The organism is Myxococcus sp. XM-1-1-1, from assembly GCF_020037095.1.
In the GTDB taxonomy this organism is placed as follows: domain Bacteria; phylum Myxococcota; class Myxococcia; order Myxococcales; family Myxococcaceae; genus Myxococcus; species Myxococcus fulvus.
On record NZ_JAIQDH010000012.1, the window covers coordinates 1 to 21,535 of the forward strand.

At 70.8% G+C, this 21,535-nt stretch carries 5 protein-coding genes; 2 read left to right on the forward strand and 3 right to left on the reverse strand.

The features are described from left to right. On the reverse strand, positions 1-14,978 hold a 14,978-nt coding region (locus K8640_RS22895), incomplete at its 3' end, for an amino acid adenylation domain-containing protein (RefSeq protein WP_370640379.1). A gap of 152 nt (positions 14,979-15,130) precedes the next feature. Then, entirely contained in the window at positions 15,131-17,431 is a 2,301-nt protein-coding gene (locus tag K8640_RS22900; RefSeq protein ID WP_223748983.1) for a TIGR02266 family protein, read from the reverse strand. 175 nt (positions 17,432-17,606) lie between these two features. Here K8640_RS22900 and guaB point away from each other — a divergent pair, with 175 nt between their 5' ends. Beyond that, a complete protein-coding gene (gene guaB / locus K8640_RS22905) occupies positions 17,607-19,064 on the forward strand; it encodes an IMP dehydrogenase (protein WP_141324073.1) in 1,458 nt (485 codons plus the stop codon). A gap of 94 nt (positions 19,065-19,158) precedes the next feature. Here guaB and K8640_RS22910 read toward each other — a convergent pair whose 3' ends face one another. Further along, entirely contained in the window at positions 19,159-19,791 is a 633-nt protein-coding gene (locus K8640_RS22910; protein WP_223748984.1) for a hypothetical protein, read from the reverse strand. An 85-nt stretch (positions 19,792-19,876) separates the two neighbouring features. Here K8640_RS22910 and guaA point away from each other — a divergent pair, with 85 nt between their 5' ends. Further along, positions 19,877-21,430: a glutamine-hydrolyzing GMP synthase gene (gene guaA, locus K8640_RS22915; RefSeq protein ID WP_223748985.1), complete on the forward strand. Its 1,554-nt coding sequence runs from the start codon at positions 19,877-19,879 to the stop codon at positions 21,428-21,430. Positions 21,431-21,535 lie beyond the last annotated feature (105 nt).

Sequence of the window (21,535 nt, forward strand, 5' to 3'; positions counted from 1 at the left end):
TTGACGATGCCCGCGTGCGCGTTCATCGCCCCCTTCGGACGGCCCGTCGAGCCGGACGTGAAGATGACGTACGCCAGCGAGCCCGCTTCCGCCTCCCAACCGGGGTACCCCACCGGTTCTCGGGTTTCCTCGGCCCACCCGCCGTCCAGGCTCACCACTCGCGCGCCCGTCGTCGGCAGCACCGACTTCAGCTTCTCCTGCGTGACGAGGACAGGCGCGTCCGCGTCCTCCAGCATCCCCGCCAACCGCTCCCTCGGGTACGCCGGGTCCAACGGCACGTAGGCCGCTCCCGACTTGAGCACCCCCAGCAGCGCCACCACCAACTCCAGCGAGCGCTCCAGGCACACCCCCACCAGCACCCCCGGCTTCGCTCCCAACGTCCGCAGGTGGTGCGCCAGCTGATTGGCCCGTGCATCCAGCTGCGCGTAGGTGAGGGTGCTTCCCTCGAAGCGGACCGCCTCCGCCTCCGGTGTGCGTCGCACCTGCGCCTCGATGAGCGCGTGCAGCGTCGCCTCCTTCGGGTACGCCTCCGTGCGTCCCTGGAACCCCACCAGCACCTGCTGCCGCTCCTCCTCGCCCATCAGCGGGAGGTCGGCGATGGGGCTCCGGGCATCACGAACCACTGCCTCCAGCAGGACGCGGAAGTGCTGTCCCAGTCGCTCGGCGGACGCGGCCGAGAACAGGTCGAGGCTGTACTCCAGCGCGCCATCGAGCCCGCCATCCGGCTGCTCCATCATCGACATCGTGAGGTCGAGTCGCGCCGTGTTCGTCGTGGTCTTGAGCACGTCCACGCGGACACCCGGAAGCGCGGGAGGCTGCATGGGCGCGTTCTGGAGCGCGAACATGACCTGGATGAGCGGGGACCTGCGGCCCTCGCGCTCGCCACCGAGCGCCTCCACGAGCTGGTCGAACGGCACGTCCTGATGGACGTACGCCGCCAGGGACTCCTCTCGGACGCGAGACACGAGCTCGCTGAACGTCGGGTTGCCATCCACGCGGGCGCGCAGCACCAGCGTGTTGACGAAGAAGCCGATGAGCGGCTCCAGCTCGGACCGGGTGCGCTGCGCCACGGGGCTGCCGACGCAGAAGTCCTGCTGCCCCGAGTAGCGGGACAACAGCACCTCGAACGCCGCGAGCAGGACCATGAACAGCGTGGCCCCTTCCTTCCGCGCCAGCGTCTCCAGCTCCGCCACCAGCTCCGGCGGCAGCGTGAAGAAGTGGCTGCCTCCCCGAATCGTACGGGTCGCCGGACGGACGGTGTCCGCGGGGAGCTCCAGCGCGGGTGCGCCGGTGAAGCGGGCACGCAGGCCCTCGAGCTGCGTCTGGATGCCCTCCGACTTCACCCACTCGCGCTGCCATGCCGCGAAGTCCGCGTACTGCACGGGCAGCGCGGGCAGGGGCACGGACCGGCCCTCCGCGAGCGCCTCGTAGATGGACGCCACCTCGTGGACCAGCACGCCCATGGACCAACCGTCCGAGACGATGTGGTGCATGCACAGCAGCAGGACATGCTCGGAGGCGGACGTACGCACCAGCACCGTGCGCAGCAACGGTCCGCTCTGGAGATCGAACCGGTGATGCGCCTCCTCGGACATCCGGGCACGCAGCGCCGATTCACGCGCGGAGTCCGGCAGCGTGCTCAGGTCCACCACGGGCAACAGCCACTGCTTCGGCGCGGGCTGGATGCGCTGGAACGGCACACCCTCCCGAGCACCGAAGGTCGTCCGCAGCACCTCGTGACGGCGCACGAGCGTCGCGAACGTCTGCGTCAGAACCTCGAGGTCGAGCGCGCCCGTCATCCGCAGCGCCACGGGGACGTTGTAGACGGCCTGTCCCGGCTGGAGCTGCTCCAGGAGCCACAGGCGCTGCTGCGCGAACGACAGGGGCAACGCCTCGTCGCGAGCCACCGATACCAGCGGCGGCATCTGCGTCCGGGACGCCTTCAGCATCAGCTCCTCGAGGTGTCGCGCGAGGCCGGCCAGCGTCGGGGCCTCGAACAACACGCGCAGCGGCAGGTCCACGCCCAGCAGCGCGCGCACCCGGGTCACCAGCTGCGTGGCCAGGAGCGAGTGGCCTCCCAGCTCGAAGAAGTCGTCGTCCGGGCCCACCCGGTCCACCTTCAACACCTCGCGGAACAGCGCCGCGAGCTGCTGCTGGAGGAGGGGCAGGGAGTCCTCGGAGACGGTCGTCGTCGAGCCGAGTTCCGGCGCGGGCAGCGCCTTGCGGTCCACCTTGCCGTTGGGCGACAGGGGCAGTGCCTGGAGCGCGACGAACGCGGTGGGCACCAGGTACTCCGGCAGCTGACGCCGCAGGTGCTCGCGCAGCGCGCCCGTCTCCAGCGACTCCGGGACCACATAGGCCACCAGGCGCTTGTCACCGGGCGAGTCCTCGCGCACCACCACCGTGGCCTCGACCACGCCCGCGTGGGCGCGGAGCACGGCCTCGATTTCGCCCAGCTCGATGCGGAAGCCACGCACCTTCACCTGGAAGTCCGTGCGGCCCAGGAAGCGCAGCGTGCCGTCCTCCGCCCAGCGCACGCGGTCTCCGGAGCGGTACAGCCGCGCTCCCGGCGTCGACGAGAAGGGGTGGGGGACGAAGCGCTCGGCGGTGAGGGCGGGCTGGCCCAGGTATCCGCGCGCGAGGCCATCGCCACCGATGAACAGCTCGCCCGGGACACCCACGGGCACGGGCTGCATCGACTCGTCCAGGACGAAGACCTGGGTGTTCCCGATGGGGCGACCGATGGGCACGGACAGGCCCACGTCGTCACCCGGGGACATCCGGTGGCAGGCCGTGAACGTCGTGCCCTCCGTGGGGCCGTAGCCGTTCACCAGCCCCTGGCCACTCGCCAGTCGCTCGCGCACTCGCGTCGCGGGCAGCACGTCGCCACCCGCGAGCAACTGACGCACGCCAGCGAGCGCCTCCGGCTGATGCTGCTGCATCTGGTCGAACAGCGCCGCCGTCAGCCAGAGCAGTGAGACCTGGTGACGGACCAGGGCCTCGCCCAGCTCCTTCAGGTCCGGCGTCGCCTGCGGGTAGATGACCAGCCGGCCGCCGAACAGCAGCGCGCCCCACAGCTCCAGCGTGGACGCATCGAAGGCCAGCGGCGCGAGCTGGAGGACCACCTCCTTGGGCCCCAGGTCCACGAAGCGCGCACCGGTGAGCAGGCGGATGACGCCTCGGTGCGGGATGGCCACGCCCTTGGGCGTCCCCGTGGAGCCCGACGTGTACGAGACGTACGCCAGGTGGTCCGGACCGAGGTCCGCGCTCACCGCGTGCGTGGGCCGGCGCGCGATGGCGTTCCATTCGGAGTCCAGGCTCACCAGGAACTGCGAGCCCGCGGGCAGCTCGTCCTCCAGCGAGGACTGCGTGAGCACCGCCACCACGCCCGAGTCCTCGAAGAGGAACGCCAGGCGCTGCGCCGGATACGACGGGTCCAGCGGCACGTAGCAGCCGCCGACCTTGAGGATGCCCAGCACCCCCACGACCATCTCCAGCCCCCGATGCAGGCACACGCCCACGCGGGACTCGACGCCCAGGCCCAGGGCGCGCAGGTGGTGCGCGAGCTGGTTGGACCGCTCATCGAGCTGCGCGTACGTGAGCGTCTGACCTTCGACCTCCACCGCCACGGCCGACGGAGTCCGCGCCACCTGCGCGGCGAACAGCGCGGGAATCGTCGCCACGGCCGGCAGGTCCACGTGGGTGTCGTTCCACGTGCGAAGGAGCGTCTCGCGCTCCTCGTCGCGCATCAGCGGGAGCTGGCTGAGCCGCTGCTCCACGCCGCCCCGGGCCAGGGCCCCGAGCACCACGCCCAGGTGCTCGGCCATCCGGCGGATGGTCGCCTCGGTGAAGAGGTCGGTGCTGTACTCGAGCTGTCCCTCCAGCGCGCCGTCGCGCTCCATCAGCGAGAGCGTGAGGTCGTAGCGCGCCGTCCGGGTCGCGCTCGGCAGCAGGTCGACCTGCACACCCGACAGCGACGGAGCGCGCATGGGCGTGTTCTGGAGCACGAACAGCGTCTGGAACAGCGGCGTGCGGGACAGGTCTCGCTCACCGCCGAGGGCCTCGACGACCCGCTCGAAGGGCACGTCCTGGTGCGCGAAGGCGGCCAGGGCCACATCCTTGACCTGCTGGACCATGGTCGCGACGGTGGGGTCCTCGTGCCACTGGAAGCGCAGCGGGACGGTGTTGACGAAGAAGCCGATCAACCCCTCCAGCTCGGGCCGCTCGCGGTGGCCCACCGTCGTCCCGGTGGTGAAGTCCCGCTGTCCCGAGTACCGCGCCAGCAGCGCCTGCCAGCCCGTCATCAACACCATGAAGAGCGTCGCGCCCCGCGCGCGCCCCAGGGACTCCAGCCCCGTCACGAGGTCCGCGGGCAGACGGAAGGCGTGCATCGCGCCCTGGTAGCTGCGCGACGCGGGCCGCGAGTGGTCCGTGGGCAGCTCCAGCACGGGAGCCCCTTCGAGTCGCGAGCGCCACCACTCGACCTGCGCGCCCACCGTCGCTCCATCCAGCACCCGACGCTGCCACGCCGCGAAGTCCGCGTACTGCACGGGCAGCTCCGGCAGCACGGGCGCCTTGTCCTCCAGGAGCGCGGTGTACAGCTCGGCGATCTCCCGGATCAGCACGTCCACGGACCAGCCGTCCGAGACGATGTGATGCATGCACAGCAGCAGGATGTGCTCCCGCGCGCCCAGCTTCAGCAGGGCGGTGCGCAGCAGCGGACCGTGCTCCAGGTCGAAGGGTCGGTGGGCCTCTTCGACGATGCGACGCTCGGAGGCGGCCTCACGCGCGGGGGACTCCAGCGCGCTCAGGTCCTCGACCTCCAACGCCCAGTGCTCGGGCGCGGCGTGGATGCGCTGCACGGGGCTTCCGTCGCGAGCCGTGAAGGTGGTGCGCAGCGACTCGTGTCGTCGAGCCACCTCGCGGAAGGCCCGGCGGAGCACGTCCACCTGGAGCGGCCCGCGCAGCCTCAGCGCCGCGGGCATGTTGAACGCCACGAGGCCCGGCTGGAGCTGGTCCATGAACCACAGCCGCTGCTGGGCGAACGACAGCTCCAGCGCGCCCGAGTCACGGGATACGGGCACCAGGGGCGGCAGCTCGGTCACGGGCGACGCGGCGGACAGGTGCTCGGCGAGCCGCGCCACGGTGGGCGCCTCGAAGAACGCGCGCAGGGACAGCGACGTCCCCAGCCGGGCGCGCAGGCGCGTCACCACCTGGGTGGCGAGCAGCGAGTGGCCACCGAGCAGGAAGAAGTCGTCCTGTCGGCCCACGCGCTCCACGCGCAGCACCTCGCGGAAGAGGTCCGCGAGCTGTCGTTCCAAGTCAGTCCGGGGCTCCTCGAAGTCCGCCGCGCCCGACGTGAAGTGCGGCGCGGGCAGGGCCTTGCGGTCGACCTTGCCGTGGGACGTCTGGGGCAGGGTGGCGAGCGTGACGAACGCGCTCGGCACCATGTACTCGGGCACGTGGCTCCGCAGGTGGACACGCAGTGCCTCCACGTCCACGGTGGCGGGCGCGACATAGGCCACCAGGCGCTTGTCGCCGGGCGCGTCCTCTCGCACCACCACCGCGACCTCGGCGACTCCGGCGTGGGCACGCAGGAGGGACTCGACCTCGCCCAGCTCGATGCGGAAGCCGCGCACCTTCACCTGGAAGTCGATGCGCCCCAGGAACTCGAGCGTCCCGTCCTGACGCCAGCGCACCCGGTCGCCCGAGCGGTAGAGGCGCTCGCCGGGGGTGGTGGCGAAGGGATGCGGCACGAAGCGCTCCGCGGTGAGCGCGGGCTGATGCTGGTAACCCCGCGCGAGCCCCGGGCCGCCGATGAACAGCTCACCCGGGACACCCACGGGCACCGGACGCAGGTGTGCATCCAGCACGTAGACCTGCGTGTTCGCCAGCGGGCGTCCGATGGGGATGGAGTCACCCGGCACGTCACCGGGGTTCAGCGTGTGCTGCGTGGCCGCGACGGTGGCCTCGGTGGGACCGTAGCCGTTGGTGATGGAGCGCCCCTGCGCCAGTCGCTCCTGGACGCGAGGCGCGGGCAGCACATCGCCACCGACCACGAGTCGCCGCACCTGGGCCAGGGCCTCCGGCTGGTGCTGCTGCATGACGTCGAACAGCGCCGTGGCCAGGACGGCCGCGTTCACCTTGCGCTCGATGATGAGGCTCGCCAGCTCCGCCACCTCGGGCGTGTGCGCCGGGTAGACGACGAGCCGCGCGCCGAAGGTCAGCGTGGTCCACACCTCCAAGACGTGCGGATCGAACGTGGGCGCGCAGACCTGGAGGACGATGTCCTCCGGCCCCGTCGCCATGCGCAGCCCCTGGGCCAGCCGGAGCACCGCGCGATGCGAGACGGCCACGCCCTTGGGCTGGCCGGTGGAGCCGGAGGTGTACGTGACGTACGCGAGCTGGTCCGCGCTCTCCGGGAGCGATACCGGGTCCGTCGACTGGCGCGCGATGACGCTCCAGTCCGAGTCCAGCCGGACACGCGAGCGGGCCGGGAGCACCTCGGAGAAGGCGTCCACGGTGAGGACCGAGGAGAGCCCCGCGTCCGCGAGGACATGGGCCCGTCGCTGCTCGGGCCACGTCGGGTCCATGGGCACGTAGCTGCCCCCGGCCTTCAGGACGCCGAGCATGCCCACGATGAGCTCCAGCCCTCGCGTCAGGCACAGGCCCACGCGAGGCTCCGTGCCCAACCCCAGGGACAAGAGGTGCCGGGCCAGCTGGTTCGAGCGAGCGTCGAGCTGTCCGTAGGTGAGCACCTGCGCCCCGGCCTCCACGGCCACGGCGTCAGGGTTGGCCCGGGCCCGCGCGGCGACGAGCGCGTGCAGCGTGGTCTCGGGCGCGGCCTCGGCCACGCGGGTGTCGTTCCAGTCGACGAGCACCTGGCGACGCTCGGCCTCGGACATCAGCGGAAGCGCCGAGAGCCGGCTGCGCGAGTCCTCGACGATTCCCTGGAGCAAGCGCTGGAAGTGCTCCACCAGTCGCGCGGCCGTGGCCGGGGTGAAGAGGTCCAGGCTGTATTCGAGCTGTCCTTCCAGCGTTCCCTGGCGCTCCATCAGCGAGACGGTGACGTCGAACCTGGACGTGTCCGTCGCCGTGGGCAGCAGCTCCACGCCCAGGCCCGGGAGGGACGGAGGCTGGAGCGGCGCGTTCTGGAGCACGAACACCGTCTGGAACACGGGCGTGCGGGACAAGTCCCTCGCGCCGCCCAGCGCCTCGACGAGGCTGTCGAAGGGCACGTCCTGGTGCGCGAAGGCCGCGAGTGACTCCTCGCGGACCCGGCCCAGCAGCTCCAGGAAGGTCGGGTCACCCTCCAGTCGCGCGCGCAGGGCCAGCGTGTTCACGAAGAAGCCGATGAGGCCCTCGAGCTCCGGACGCGAGCGGTGCGCCACCGGCGTGCCCACGCTGAAGTCCGTCTGGCCCGAGTAGCGCGACAGCAGCGTCTGCCAGCCCGCGAGCAGCACCATGAACAGCGTGGAGCCCTCGGCCTGGGCCAGCTTCTCCAGGCGGGAGACCAGGGCCTGCGGCAACGAGAAGAACCGCGTCGCGCCGCGCGAGGTCCGCACCGCGGGACGCGAGTGGTCCGTGGGCAGCTCCAACACGGGAGTGCCCTGGACATGGGTGCGCCACCCTTCGAGCTGGGTCCTCGCGGCGTCGCCCTCCAGGACGCGCCGCTGCCAGGCCGCGTAGTCGGCGTACTGGACCGGGAGCGTCGGGAGCGACGACTCACGCCCCTGCGAGAAGGCCGCGTAGAGCAGCGCCACCTCGCGCACCAGCACGCCCATGGACCAGCCGTCCGAGACGATGTGGTGCATGCACAGCGACAGCAGATGCGCCTCGGCGCCGAGCCGCAGCAGGGCCGTGCGCAGCAGCGGGCTGTGCTCCAGGTCGAACGGGTGATGCGCCTCCTCGGAGAGCCGCTGCTTCACCGCGGCCTCTCGCGCGGAGGGCTCGAGCGCGCTCAAGTCCTCGACAGCCAGCGCCCAGGCGTCCGGCGCGGGGTGGACCCGCTGCACCGGCTGGGCGTCCTGGGTGGCGAAGGTGGTGCGCAGCGGCTCGTGCCGACGGACCACCTCCGCGAAGGTGCGGCGGAGGACCTCGACATCGAGACGTCCCGACAGCCGCAGGGCCACGGGGATGTTGTACGCGGCCTGTCCCGGCTGGAGCTGCTCCAGGAACCACAGGCGCTGCTGCGCGAACGACACCGCCAGGGCCTCGTCCGTGCGCGGGATGCGCTCCAGCGGCTCCGGCCGTGCCTCCGCGGGCGCACCCTGCAGGGGCGCGAGACGCTCGGCGAGGCGCTCGACGGTGGGGGCCTCGAAGAGGGCTCGGAGGGACAGGGAGACGCCGAGCTGCGCGCGCAGTCGGGTCACCACCTGGGTGGCGAGCAGCGAGTGCCCGCCGAGCGCGAAGAAGTCATCGCGCGCGCCCACGCGGGAGTGGCCGAGCACCTCCGAGAAGATGCGGGCGACGGTCTCCTCCATCGGAGTCCGCGGCGCCAGGTACTCGTCCTCGATGACCGAGCGGTCCGCTTCCGGCGCGGGCAGCGCGCCACGGTTGACCTTCCCGCTGGGCGTCAGCGGCAGGGACGGCAGCACGACGAACGCCGACGGCACCATGTGCGGCGGCAGGCGCTCCGTGAGGGCCTGACGGATGCGCGCGAGCTCACGCGCGCTCCGGGCCCCGCGCATCGGGTCGTTCGCCAGCGCGGAGACGGGACGCGGGTCCTTCTCGGACGAGAGGTCGAAGAGCGCGGGCTCGCCCGTGCGGGTGAAGACCACGTCCAGCGCACCGTTCGAGTGCGCGCCCGCCCAGCTCACCTTGACGTCGTAGCCGAGCACTCCGCCCAGCGCGTAGAGGTCCTCCGGCTCCACGCCGCGCGAACCGGGCCAGTCGCGGAGCACCTCGCGCAGCGCGGCCACATGGGGCGGGCGACCCGAGCCGGACAGCAGGTCGACCAGCCGGGTGTCATCGAGGATGCGCGCGTTCGGCAGGCCGCGCACCGCGAGCATCGTCGGCTGGGCCTCCAGCTTCTGGCGCAGCGACTCCAGCGACAGCTGGCTCCCGTCCGTCCAATCGGGGCGCGGGAGCGAGGTGGCCTCGCCGACGTGGAGGATGACCTCGTAGCGGAAGCGGCTCAGCTCGTTGTCGTAGCGGCCATGCTTGGGCAGGACCTCCACGCGGGAGATGCCGGGCAGGCGCGTGGTCAACGACGTGAAGAACGTGGGCGAGAGGACCAGCTCCTCCTCGGCCATCACGTCGCGCTGCACGCGGTACTGGAGCTGCGCGGTGGACAGGTTCGGAGGCGCGCGGTGCAGCCGCACCGAGGCGCGGAAGGCCTCCAGCACCTCCAGGTTGCGCACGTCGCCCAGGAAGATGCGGCCCCCGGGCTTGAGCACCGCCACCGCGCCCTTGAGCACCTGGAGCAGGTAGTCCCCGCTCGGGAAGTACTGGATGACGGAGTTCAGGATGACGGTGTCGAACGAGCGAGGCTCGATGCCCGACAGGTCGTCCGCCGTGCGGTGCAGCAGGTGGACCGAGCGCAGCGACTCCCCGAGCCGCTCCTTCTGACGCTCGATGCGGTCCAGCGCGGGGCGCGCGAAGTCCACGCCCCAGTACGCCTCGCAGCGGGGGGCCAGCCGGTACAGGAGCAGCCCCGTTCCGCAGCCCAGCTCGAGCACGCGTCGGGGACGCAGGGACAGGATCTGTCGGACGGTGGTGTCCACCCACTCGCGCATCTGCGGCGCCGGGAGCGGGCCTCCGGTGTAGCTGTCGTTCCAGCCGGAGATGTCGAAGGTGGCATCCTCGCTGCGCTCACCTTGCGTGTACGTCTCGTCGTAGACGGCCTTCCACTGCGCCGTCTGCTCCACGCTCGCCGAGGTGTCCAGGTCGCCCAGGACGACGTACGCGGCCAGCCGCTTGTCCCCAGGCGAGTCCTCGCGGGCCATCACCACCGCCTCGCGGACCGAGGGGTGGGTGCTCAGCGCGGACTCGATCTCCCCCAGCTCGATGCGGAAGCCGCGGATCTTCACCTGGTTGTCGATGCGGCCCAGGTACTCGAGGTCCCCGTTGGCCAGGCGCCGCGCCAGGTCGCCCGCGCGGTACAGCTTGCGCCCACGCACGGCGCCGAAGCGGTCCTCCACGAAGCGGGCGGCGGTGAGCTCGGGGCGCCGCAGGTAGCCGCGCGCCACGCCCGCGCCCCCCACGTGAATCTCGCCTGGGACACCCACGGGCACCGGCTGTCCGGAGGAATCCAGCAGGTAGATTTGGAGGTCCGGAATCGGGCAGCCGATGACGCTGGACCACGGGCGGTCCACGTCCGCCATCCGGACGGGACGGTAGGTGACGTGCACCGTGGTCTCGGTGATGCCGTACATGTTGACGAGCATCGGCTGCTCATCGCCGTGCCGCTCGAACCAGGGACGCAGCGCGGCCATGTCCAGCGCTTCACCGCCGAAGATGACGTAGCGCAGGGACAGCGTCGCGACCGGTCCTCGCGCCGCGGCCTGCTGCTCGGCGTGGATGAGCTGACGGAACGCGGTGGGCGTCTGGTTGAGGACGGTGACCTGCTCGTCGGCGAGCAGTCGGTGGAACGCCTCGGGCGAGCGGCTCACCCAGTACGGCACCACCACCAGTCGGCCGCCGTACAGGAGCGCGCCCCAGAGCTCCCACACGGAGAAGTCGAACGCGTACGAGTGGAACAGCGTCCACACGTCCTCGGGCCCGAAGTGGAACCACGCATCCGTGGCGGTGAAGAGGCGCACGACGTTGTCGTGGCGCACCATCACGCCCTTGGGACGACCCGTGGAGCCGGAGGTGTAGATGACGTAGGCCAGGTCGCTCGGCGCATTGCAGCGCGGCGGACGCGGGGCGGAGCCCGAGACGTCCGCGTCCGTGTCCATGCGAATCACGGCCGCGCTGCCCTGCGCGGGGATGCGGTCCTCCAGCGACGACTGCGTGATGAGGACCGGGGCCTGCGCGTCCTCCAGCATGAACGCGAGGTTCTCGCGGGGGTAGGACGGGTCCAGCGGGAGGTAGGCACCGCCGGCCTTGAGGATGCCGAGCAGGGCCACCACCAGCTCCAGCCCGCGCTCCAGGCACACGCCCACCAGGACATCCGGGCCCACGCCGTGGCGCAGCAGCACCTGGGCCAGACGGTTCGCGCGTCCGTCCAGCTCACGGTACGTGAGGCGCGTGGACTCGAAGGTGACGGCGATGGCGTCGGGTGAGCGGTCCACCTGCGCCTCGAAGCGCTCCACCAGCGTGCCGTCGCTCGGCGCGTCGGCGCGGGGGTTCCACGCGTGGAGGACGTGCTGACGCTCGGCCTCCGTCATCAGGGGCAGCTCGGCGATGCGCTGCTCGGGGGCCTCGGTCATCGCGCCGACCACGACCTCGAGGTGGCCCAGCAGACGGTCGATGGTCTCCGCGTCGAAGAGGTCCGCCGCGTACTTGCAGCCGATGAGCAGGCCCTCGGGACGGTGGACGGCCTCGAAGGTGAGGTCCAGCTCGGTGGTGCGGTTGTCCAGCAGCGACACGTCCAGCGTGAGCCCCTGGCCCACGGACAGGTCACGGGGGATGTCGTAGTCGTCGAGGACGAAGGCCACGTTGTACAGCTCGCGCCGCTGTGAGCCGGGCTGCACGGCCGCGAGCACGTGGTCGAACGGGCAATGCGAGTGCGCGAGCGCGCCCAGGGTGCTCTGCTTCACGGCGGAGAGCAGCCCCTTCACGGTGGCCTCGGCCGGCAGGCGGACGCGCAGGGGGATGAAGTTGGTGCAGTCGCCCATCAGCGCGCGGATGCCCGGGACCTCGCGGCCGGAGACCGCGGAGCCGAGCACGAAGTCGGACTGTCCGCTCCAGCGGTGGAGCACGGTGGACAGCGCGGTGACCACGCTCATGAACGGGGTGACGCCTTCACGGCGGCCCAGCGCGTGGAGCTTCGTCATCAGCGCGGCGGGCAGCAGCCGTGAGCGGCGGGCACCGTGGAACGACAGGCGCTGGGGGCGAGGACGGTCCGTGGGAAGCGCGAGCAGGGACGGCGCCTCCGCGAGCGCCTGCTTCCACCACGTCAGCTCCTTGCGCAGGGCCTTGGGGGTGAGGTGCTCGTGCTGCCACACCGCGAAGTCCGCGTACTGGAGCGTGGGCGTGGGCAGCGGGGACGGGTGCCCCTGGGTGAACGCGACGAGCAGGGTCGCGAGCTCCCGGGCCATCAAGCCGATGGACCAGCCATCCGCGACCAGGTGGTGCACGGAGACCACGAGGGCGTGGTCCTCGGCAGCGAAGCGGACCAGGGTGAAGCGGAGCAACGGACCCGTCGCGGGGTCCATGGGGCGCTGACCATCGCGCACGGCCACCGCGTCGATCACGGAGGCCCGGTCCGCGACATCGTCCGCATCCGCGATGACCCTTTCGAGGGTGACGGAAGCAGGGGCGTGGACGTGCTGGGTGAGCGCGCCGTCCTTCGCCATGAGCGTGGTCCTCAGGACATCATGGCGGCGGACCAGCTCGTTCAGCGCGCGCTCCAGGGCCTGCGTGTCGAGCGGACCGCGCAGCGAGAAGGCGAGGGGGATGTGGTAGGCGGTCGACGCCGGATCGAGCTGCTGGATGAACCACAGGCGCTGCTGCGCGAAGGACGCGGGGTGGTCTCCCGTGCCGGGTCCGCCCCGGGCCACGGGCCCCGGACGCGAATCCGTGCCGCCCTGGCCGGCCTTGAGGACCTCCGAGATGAGGCCCTGGAGGCTCACGTCCTGGAGCAGCGTGGCCGCGGAGACCCGTACGCCCAGGCGCTTCTCGATGCGGGACTGCAGGTCCGCCGCACCGAGCGAATCCATGCCCAATCGCGTCAGCGGCGCATCCGCGTCGAGTGCCGACGATGCCCCACCCAGCACGGCGGAGATCTCCTCGCGCAGCGCACGCTCCAGCTCCGCTGCTGACACCGAGGACGACGCGGCGACCGCACCTGCCCGCGCCAGCGAAGAGCCCGCGTCCGTGCGGCTGACAGAACCCGATTCATTGAGGGAGGGTCCGCCGTGCGAAGGCACGGTCGAGGCGCTCGCATCCGCTCTCCCCGTGGCGCCCGACGCTGCGATGGTGGACGAAGCGGCGCCTCCGGCAGAGGGCACACCGGACGCGGACGACGCGGCGTCTCCAGTCGAGGGCACACCGGACGCGGAAGGCACGTCGTCGCGCGTCGGCGCAGAGGGCGCATCGCGTGCCGGAGTCGACGGAGCCCCCAGGTCCGAGCGCCACAACACAGTCAGCTCGCCCGAGGCGAGCCCCGCGCGGCACGCGTAACGCTGGATCTTCCCGCTCGACGTCTTCGGAACGGCGCCCGGCGGAAGCAGCGCCACGGTCCTCGGCTGGACCTCCAGCTCCCGCGCAATCGCCTGGCGAACGGCATCCGCCACGGCCGTCAGCGCCTCGGCGTCCTTCGACTCGGCCAGCTCGCGCGCCACCTCGGCCACCACCGCGAGCGCCTCGCCCTCCGACGTCTCCACCCCGAACGCCGCCACGCCCCCGGGCCGCACGCGTCGATGCGCGCGCTCGATGACCGCCTCCACGTCCTGCGGGTACAGGTTGCGCCCCCTCAGGATGATGAGGTCCTTGCGGCGCCCCGTGACGACGAGCTGCTCGTCCTCGAGCAGCAACCCCAGGTCCCCCGTCCGCAGGAACGCGGGCCCATCCTCGGCACCCACGGGCCGCGCCTGGAACGTCTCCCGGGACTGCTCCGGCTTGCGCCAGTACCCCTGCGCGACACTCCCACCGGACACCCAGATCTCACCCACCTCGCCCCGAGCGCGCGGCACCCGCGTCTCCGGGTCCACGATGAGCAGGCGCTGCTCGGCCAGCGTCGCGCCGCAGCTCACGTGCGCACGCACCCCCGCCGCATCCGGGGCCACCCGCACAGCGCTCCCACGCGACAGCGCCGCATCCTCCAGATGATGCACGCGCGGCACGCGGCCCTTCTCCTCACCGGTGACGATGAGCGTGCCTTCCGCCAGGCCGTAGCAGGGATAGAACGCCTCGCGACGGAAGCCCGCGGGCGCGAACACCTCCGCGAAGCGCTCCAGCGTGGCGGCGCGAATCGGCTCCGCGCCACAGAAGGCCACCTCCCACGCGCTCAGGTCGAGCGCCTTCACCTCATCCGGCGTCGCCCGTCGCGCGCACAACTCGAACGCGAAGTTCGGTCCGCCGCTCACCGTCCCGCGGAACCGGGACACCGCCTCCAGCCACCGCATGGGGCGCTGGAGGAACGACATCGGTGACATCAGCGTCACGGTGAAGCCGCCGTACAGCGGCTGGAGGATGCCGCCGATCAACCCCATGTCGTGGTACGGCGGCAGCCAGATGACGCCCACGCTGTCGCGGCGCACCTGGAACGCCCCGGAGATGAGCCCCAGGTTGTGCAGCAGGTTCGCGTGGGACAACATCACGCCCTTGGGCGTACCCGTGGAGCCGGACGTGTACTGGAGGAACGCCAGCGCGTCGGGGCCCACGTCGGGCTCCTTCCACGTGTCCTCCGGGCCCTCGGGCAGGTCGTCGGTGGACAACCACTGGAGCGCCCGGAAGTCCGGCGCCTGCTCGAACACGAAGTCCGCGAGCCCCAGGATGCCCGAGGTCGTGAGCACCACCGTGGCCTGCGCGTCGTCGATGATGGCGCGCAGGCGGGGGAGGGTGCGCTCCAGGCGCGTCGGGTCCGGGGGATAGGCGGGCACCGCCACCGCCCCCGCGTACAGACACCCGAAGAAACCCGCGAGGTAGTCGAGCCCTGGCGGATAGAGCAGCAGCACGCGCTGCCCCACCGCGCCACGGGACTGCAACACCGCGGCAATCCGCCGCGCCTGGCGATCCAGCTCGTACGCCGTCAGCGCGGCTTCGTCGCCGTCCGACTCTCCCAGGAACGTGTAGAGCGGCTGGCGCGACGACTCTCCAACTGCGCGCACACGGAGAGCGTCATTCAGGATTCGATAAGGAGCGTGCATGGGGTGTGGGGCTCGTCGGGGCTGTTTTCGGCCGGCGGCTTAATAACAGGCGAGCCCGACAATCGCGGCCCACAACGACTACCCACATGCAGCTTCATTAGCGGTGTGAAAGTGGAGCACGGGCTGATCCACTCTCAGCATGAAATCGCGCTTCAGGCGCGACCGAACAAGCCCTTCAGCCACTTCATGAAGCCACGCTGCCGCGGCGGGCTGACGAGCGCAGGTACCGCTGGAGCGGCGGTTTGCTGCGCGGCTGTCGGACGCGCCGCAGGCGTGCGATTCACCGCAGGCGTGGATGCCGGGGGCTTCATCGGCACCGGATTGACGACGCGCGCACCGGACGTGCTCGTGGTGCGCGCGGAGGGTGCGGTGGGTTGAGGCGGTACATTCGCCGCCGCACTCTCCGTGTCGAGCTGTGCGAGCCGGGCCTTCACCGCCTCCGGTGTGTCCTTCGTGGAGAACGTGCTCGTGACCTCGCGCCCACTCGAGGACTCGCGCGCGGTCACCTTGAGGAGCGACTCGTTGTTGACCTCGAAGGTCACCGTCACCTGCACCGCGCCGCGAGGCAGCTTGGGCAGGCCGGCGAGCTTGAGCGTGCCCAGGTACTCATTGTCGGACGCTCGTTCAGAGTCGCCCTGGAACACGGTGAGCTCCAGCTCCGTCTGGCCGTCACGGTGCGTGGACAGCGTGTAGCTCTTGGTGGAGGGCAGCGACGTGTTGCGCTCCAGCACGGGCTTGAAGCGCCCGCCGGGCAGCCCCACGCCGATGGCCATGGGCAGCACGTCGATGAGCACCACGCCCTCGAGCTGTCCCAGGCTGTGCGCCAGGAGCGCCGCGCCCAGCGCCACGGCCTCGTCCGGGTGGACGCCCTTGCTCGGAGCCTTGCCGAAGAAGCGGGTGATCTTCTCGTGCACCAGCGGGAAGCGGCTCTGGCCTCCCACGAGGATGACCTCGTCGATGTCCTTGGGCCCCAGGTTCTTCGCCTTGAGCACCTCGTCGCAGACCTTCACCGTCCGGTCGACGAGCCCCTCCGTCAGCTCCACCAGCTTCTGCCGGGTGAGCGTGACGTCCAGGTCGTAGGGCTTGTCGTCGATCATCGTGACGAAGGCCACATGCACCCGCATCTCCGAACGCTCGGACAGCGCGCACTTGGCCCGCTCCGCCGCGTCGTTGATGCGCTGGAGCGCCACGCGGTCTCCCTGGAACGTGCGGCCCGTCTTCTTCTGGAACTCCTCCAGCAGGTACGTGACGATGGCGTTGTCGAAGTCGATGCCGCCCAGGAACGTGTCGCCGCCGGTGGAGATGACCTCGTAGACGTTGTCGGCCAGCTCCAGCACGGACGCGTCGAAGGTGCCGCCGCCCAGGTCGTAGACCAGCACGCGCTGGTTGAGCTTGCGCCCGTACCCGTACGCGAGCGCCGCCGCGGTGGGCTCGTTCAGGATGCGCTCGACGTAGAGGCCCGCGAGCTTGCCGGCCTCCCGCACCGCGTGGCGCTGGTTGTCGTTGTAGTACGCGGGCACCGTGACGACGGCGCGCGAGACGGGCTGGCCCAACTGGTTCTGCGCCACCTCGCGCACCTCGCGCAGGATGAGCGCGGAGATCTGCTGCAGCGAGTAGACCTTGTCGGACAGCTTCACGCCCGCATCGCCGTTGGCGCCGGCGGTGATCTCGTAGTGGAACTTGTCCTTGATGTTCTCGACGATGGCCGAGTCGTACGCGCGGCCCACCAGCCGCTTGGCGCCGTACACCGTCTGTCGAGGGTTGGTGAGCATCTGCCCCTTCGCGGGGTGGCCCACCACCAGCTTGCCGCGCGTGTTGACGGCGATGATGGAGGGCACCGTGTTGTGCCCCTCACGACTGTTGAGCACGCCCGGCTTGCCGTTGCGCACATACGCGGCGCAGGAGTTCGTCGTCCCCAGGTCGATGCCGATGACCACGCCCGCGCGCTTGGGCTCCTGCGTGCTCAGGTCCAGCGCCTCGTCCGACATCATCGTCACGGGCGCGGCGGCCACCGGAGCGCTGGCGGCCTGCTGCTGGGTCACCACCTGCGGGTTGGCCTTCTCCGCCGGAGGTGGGACGGTGTAGTCCGGGGCCCCGACACCCGAGGGGACGGGGGGGACGTCCGACTGGGCGTGGGGCAGGGCGGCGACCGCGGAGTCGAGGAAGCGGCGCGTTTGCGGGTCCAACGACAGGAAGCGCAGGCCCATGCCGGCCACGCCCTGGCCTCCCTGTCCGGTGACGAAGTGGACCACGGCCTGGGCGTGGATCAACCGCTCGCCGCTGGCCAACCGCAGGTCCAGGGTGACGGCCGTGCCGGGCGGCTTCACCGCGCGGGCGCGCAGATAGATGCCACCGCGCGTGACGTTGCCGCCGTACTTCGCCAGGAACTCCTCTGGCGTCGCGAATGGCAGCTTCACGACCAACCCGACCGCCGCCTGATTCGATTCCGTCAAAGCCCGGTTCCTGAGACGTGAGTGGAAAGTCCGGTCGGATTATCGCTTGAAGTGCGAGTGAACGGGCGTCAAAAAGTCCGCCCTTCCAGGTTGCGTGGCGGCAACGTACCTCGTATGGAACCGCACCCGCAGGGCGCTGGTGCCTCGCGGGCCCCATGCCCCGGGAGCGCCGCCCATGTTGAACCCCGAGATCCGGCTCGCACTCACCTTCGATGATGTCCTCCTGGTGCCCGCCGAAAGTTCGGTTGTCCCCAAGGACACCGACCTGACGACCCGCCTCACCCGCAACCTCCGGCTGAACATCCCGCTGTTGTCGGCGGCGATGGACACCGTGACGGAGGCCCGGACCGCCATCGCGATGGCGCAGGAGGGCGGCATCGGGGTCATCCACAAGAACATGACGCCCGAGCAGCAGGCGCTCGAGGTGCTCAAGGTCAAGAAGTTCGAGAGCGGCATGGTGGTGGACCCCGTCACCATCGACCCAGAGGCCCCGCTGGGCCGCGCCCTGGAGCTGATGCGCCAGCACGGCGTGTCCGGCATCCCCGTGGTGAAGGGCAAGCGCCTGGTGGGCATCGTCACCAGCCGCGACGTGCGCTTCGAGACCAACCTCACCCAGAAGGTCGAGGCCATGATGACGCGCAAGCTCGTCACCGGCCGCGAGGGCATCAGCCAGGGTGACGCTCAGAAGCTCCTGCACGAGCACCGCATCGAGAAGCTGCTCGTCGTCAACGACGACTTCGAGCTGCGCGGCCTCATCACCATCAAGGACATCGAGAAGCGCCGCACGCACCCCAACGCGGCCAAGGACGCCAAGGGCCGGCTGCTCTGCGCCGCCGCCGTGGGCGTGTCCCCGGACCGCGAGGCGCGCATCGACGCGCTGGTGAAGGCGGGCGTGGACGTCATCGTGGTGGACACCGCGCACGGGCACTCCAAGGGCGTGGTGGATGGCGTGCGCGACACGCGCAAGAACTTCAAGGGCTTCGAGCTCATCGCCGGCAACGTCGCGACGGCCGAGGCCACGCGCGCGCTCATCCAGGCGGGCGTGGACGCGGTGAAGGTGGGCATCGGCCCCGGCTCCATCTGCACCACGCGCGTGGTGGCCGGCGTGGGCGTGCCGCAGGTGACGGCGGTGGATGACTGCTGCCGCGAGGCGGACAAGCACGACATCCCCATCATCTCCGATGGCGGCATCAAGTACTCGGGCGACATCGTGAAGGCGCTGGCGGCCGGAGCGAGCACGGTGATGATCGGCTCGCTCTTCGCGGGCACCGAGGAGGCCCCGGGCGACGTCATCCTGTACCAGGGCCGCAGCTACAAGAGCTACCGCGGCATGGGCAGCCTGGGCGCGATGAAGCAGGGCGCCAAGGACCGCTACTTCCAGTCGGACGTGGACGCGGTGAAGCTGGTCCCCGAGGGCATCGAGGGCCGCGTGCCGTACAAGGGCACGCTCGCCATGAACGTGCACCAGATGCTGGGCGGCATCCGCAGCGGCATGGGCTACGTGGGCTGCGGCACCATCGAGGAGCTGCGCAAGAACGCCACCTTCGTGCGGATCACCTCGGCCGGGCTCAAGGAGAGCCACGTGCACGACGTCATCATCACCGAGGAAGCGCCCAACTACCGCGTGGAGTAGGCCTCCCCGCGGGGAAACGAAAAGAGGGCCCGCGCCAGGAGGCACGGACCCTCGAAGGGAGCCAGCCCCTCAGGGGCCGGCTCGGACGGCCTGGCTACTTGCGGCCCTTGCGGCCACCGCCGCTGGGCTCCTCGGCGGGCGACGCGGCGGAGATCTTCTTCTCCGCGTTGGCCACCCGGCCCAGCAGCGAGTCCTTGTCATCCGGCTCCAGCGCCTCGATGGCCTGGCGCAGGGTGCCGAAGTCCAGGCGGGCGATGGTGACGGCGTTGCCGCCCTTGATCTCCTGCACGGTGGGCACCTCGACCAGCTCCCGCACGTAGGTCTCGAACTCGATGCGGATGTCGGCCGTCTGCTGGATGCAGTTGTCCTTGGCGTTGACGAACTGCTGGCTGCCCTCGCGGTAGCTCAGGTCCGGGTTGCGGTTCATCGCCTCCTCGAAGGTGGCGGTGCGCTTGCGCAGCGAGCCGTACAGCTCGATGTAGTCCACCAGCCGGTCCGTCTCGGGCCGGTTGACGTTGCGGGCCTTGACCAGCGCGTCGTTGGTGTCGTCACAGGTGAGCTTCTGGAGCTCGGCGACCCCTGGCGTGTCCTTCACCGCCATGTTCTGGGTCTCGCGGTCGAGCCGCTCGTCAGAGGAGATTTCCTTCACGCATCCAGTGGCGGAGAGGAACAAGAGGGTCGCAGCAGTGGAAGCGGACAGGCGGCGGAGCATCCGGACCTCGAACACTTGAGGGGACTTGGGCGTTGCTTTCCGGAAGTTTGTAGCGATAAGGGCCCCCAGCCGTCAACGACGCCCCCTTGGAGAAACTCCGGTGGACCTGCACGCCGAGAAGATCCTGATCCTCGATTTCGGGAGTCAGTACACCCAGCTCATCGCCCGCCGGGTCCGTGAGCTGGGCGTTTATTGTGAAATCCACCGCCCGGACCTGCCGGCCGAGGACATCCGCCGCTTCGCCCCCCGGGGCATCATCCTCTCGGGAGGCCCGGCGTCCGTGGAGGCGCCCGGCTCCCCCCGGTGCGACCCGTTCGTCTTCGAGGCGGGCGTGCCCGTGCTCGGCATCTGCTACGGCCTGCAGCTCACGGCCAAGCTGCTGGGCGGCCGCGTGGACCGGGGCGCCCACCGCGAGTTCGGCAACGCGGAGGTGGAGGTGCTGGCCCCCCGCGGCCCCTTCTCGGAGTTCCGTCCGGGAGACCGCGTCCAGGTGTGGATGAGCCACGGAGACCGGGTGGAGGAGCTGCCCCCGGGCTTCGAGGCGATCGGTCGCAGCGGCAACTCGCCCTTCGCGGCGGCGGCCCACCAGAGCAAGCCCTTCTACGGCCTCCAGTTCCACCCCGAGGTGGTGCACACCCCGCAGGGCAAGGCCATGCTGCGCGCCTTCCTCTTCAACGACTGCAAGGTGTCCGGCTCGTGGACGATGAAGGGCTTCATCGACGAGGCGGTGGCCACCATCCGCAAGCAGGTGGGTGAGCACGGCCGGGTCATCTGCGCCCTGTCGGGTGGCGTGGACAGCTCCGTGGCGGCGCTGCTCCTGCACCGCGCCATCGGCCCCCGGCTGCAGTGCATCTTCGTGGACAACGGGGTGCTCCGGCAGGGCGAGCGGGCCCAGGTGGAGGCGCTCTTCGTGGACCGCTTCCACGTCCCGCTGAAGACGGTGGACGCGCGGGCCCGGTTCCTGGACGCGCTGGCCGGGGTGACGGACCCGGAGAAGAAGCGGAAGATCATCGGCCGCGAGTTCATCGCCGTGTTCGAGGAGGCCTCGCGCGACATCCAGGACGCGGAGTTCCTGGCCCAGGGCACGCTGTACCCGGACGTCATCGAGTCCGTCTCGTACAAGGGCCCGTCCGTCACCATCAAGAGCCACCACAACGTGGGCGGCCTGCCGGAGACGATGAAGCTCAAGCTGGTGGAGCCGCTGCGCGAGCTGTTCAAGGACGAGGTCCGCGCGCTGGGTCGCGAGCTGGGGCTGCCCGAGGAGATGGTGTCCCGTCAGCCGTTCCCCGGTCCGGGCCTGGCCATCCGCGTGCTGGGCGAAGTGACGGAGGCCCGCCTGGAGCTGGTGCGCCGCGCGGACGCCATCGTCCAGGAGGAGATTCGCGCCGCGGGGCTCTACAAGGAGGTGTGGCAGGCCTTCGCCGTGCTGCTGCCGGTGCAGAGCGTGGGCGTCATGGGCGACGAGCGCACCTACGAGTCCACCTGCGTGCTGCGCGCCGTCACCAGCGTGGACGGCATGACGGCGGACTGGGCGCGGCTGCCGTACCCGGTCATCGAGCGCATCTCCACGCGCATCACCAACGAGGTGCGCGGCATCAACCGCGTCGCCTACGACGTGTCCTCCAAGCCCCCCGCCACCATCGAGTGGGAGTGAGCGGGGCAGGGCGGGGCGCGCGACCGGCGGGCCCCGATACCCGCTGAAGAAAACGAGAGAGGCTGCCTGGCGTGGATGCCCAGGCAGCCTCTTCTTGCTTCAGGG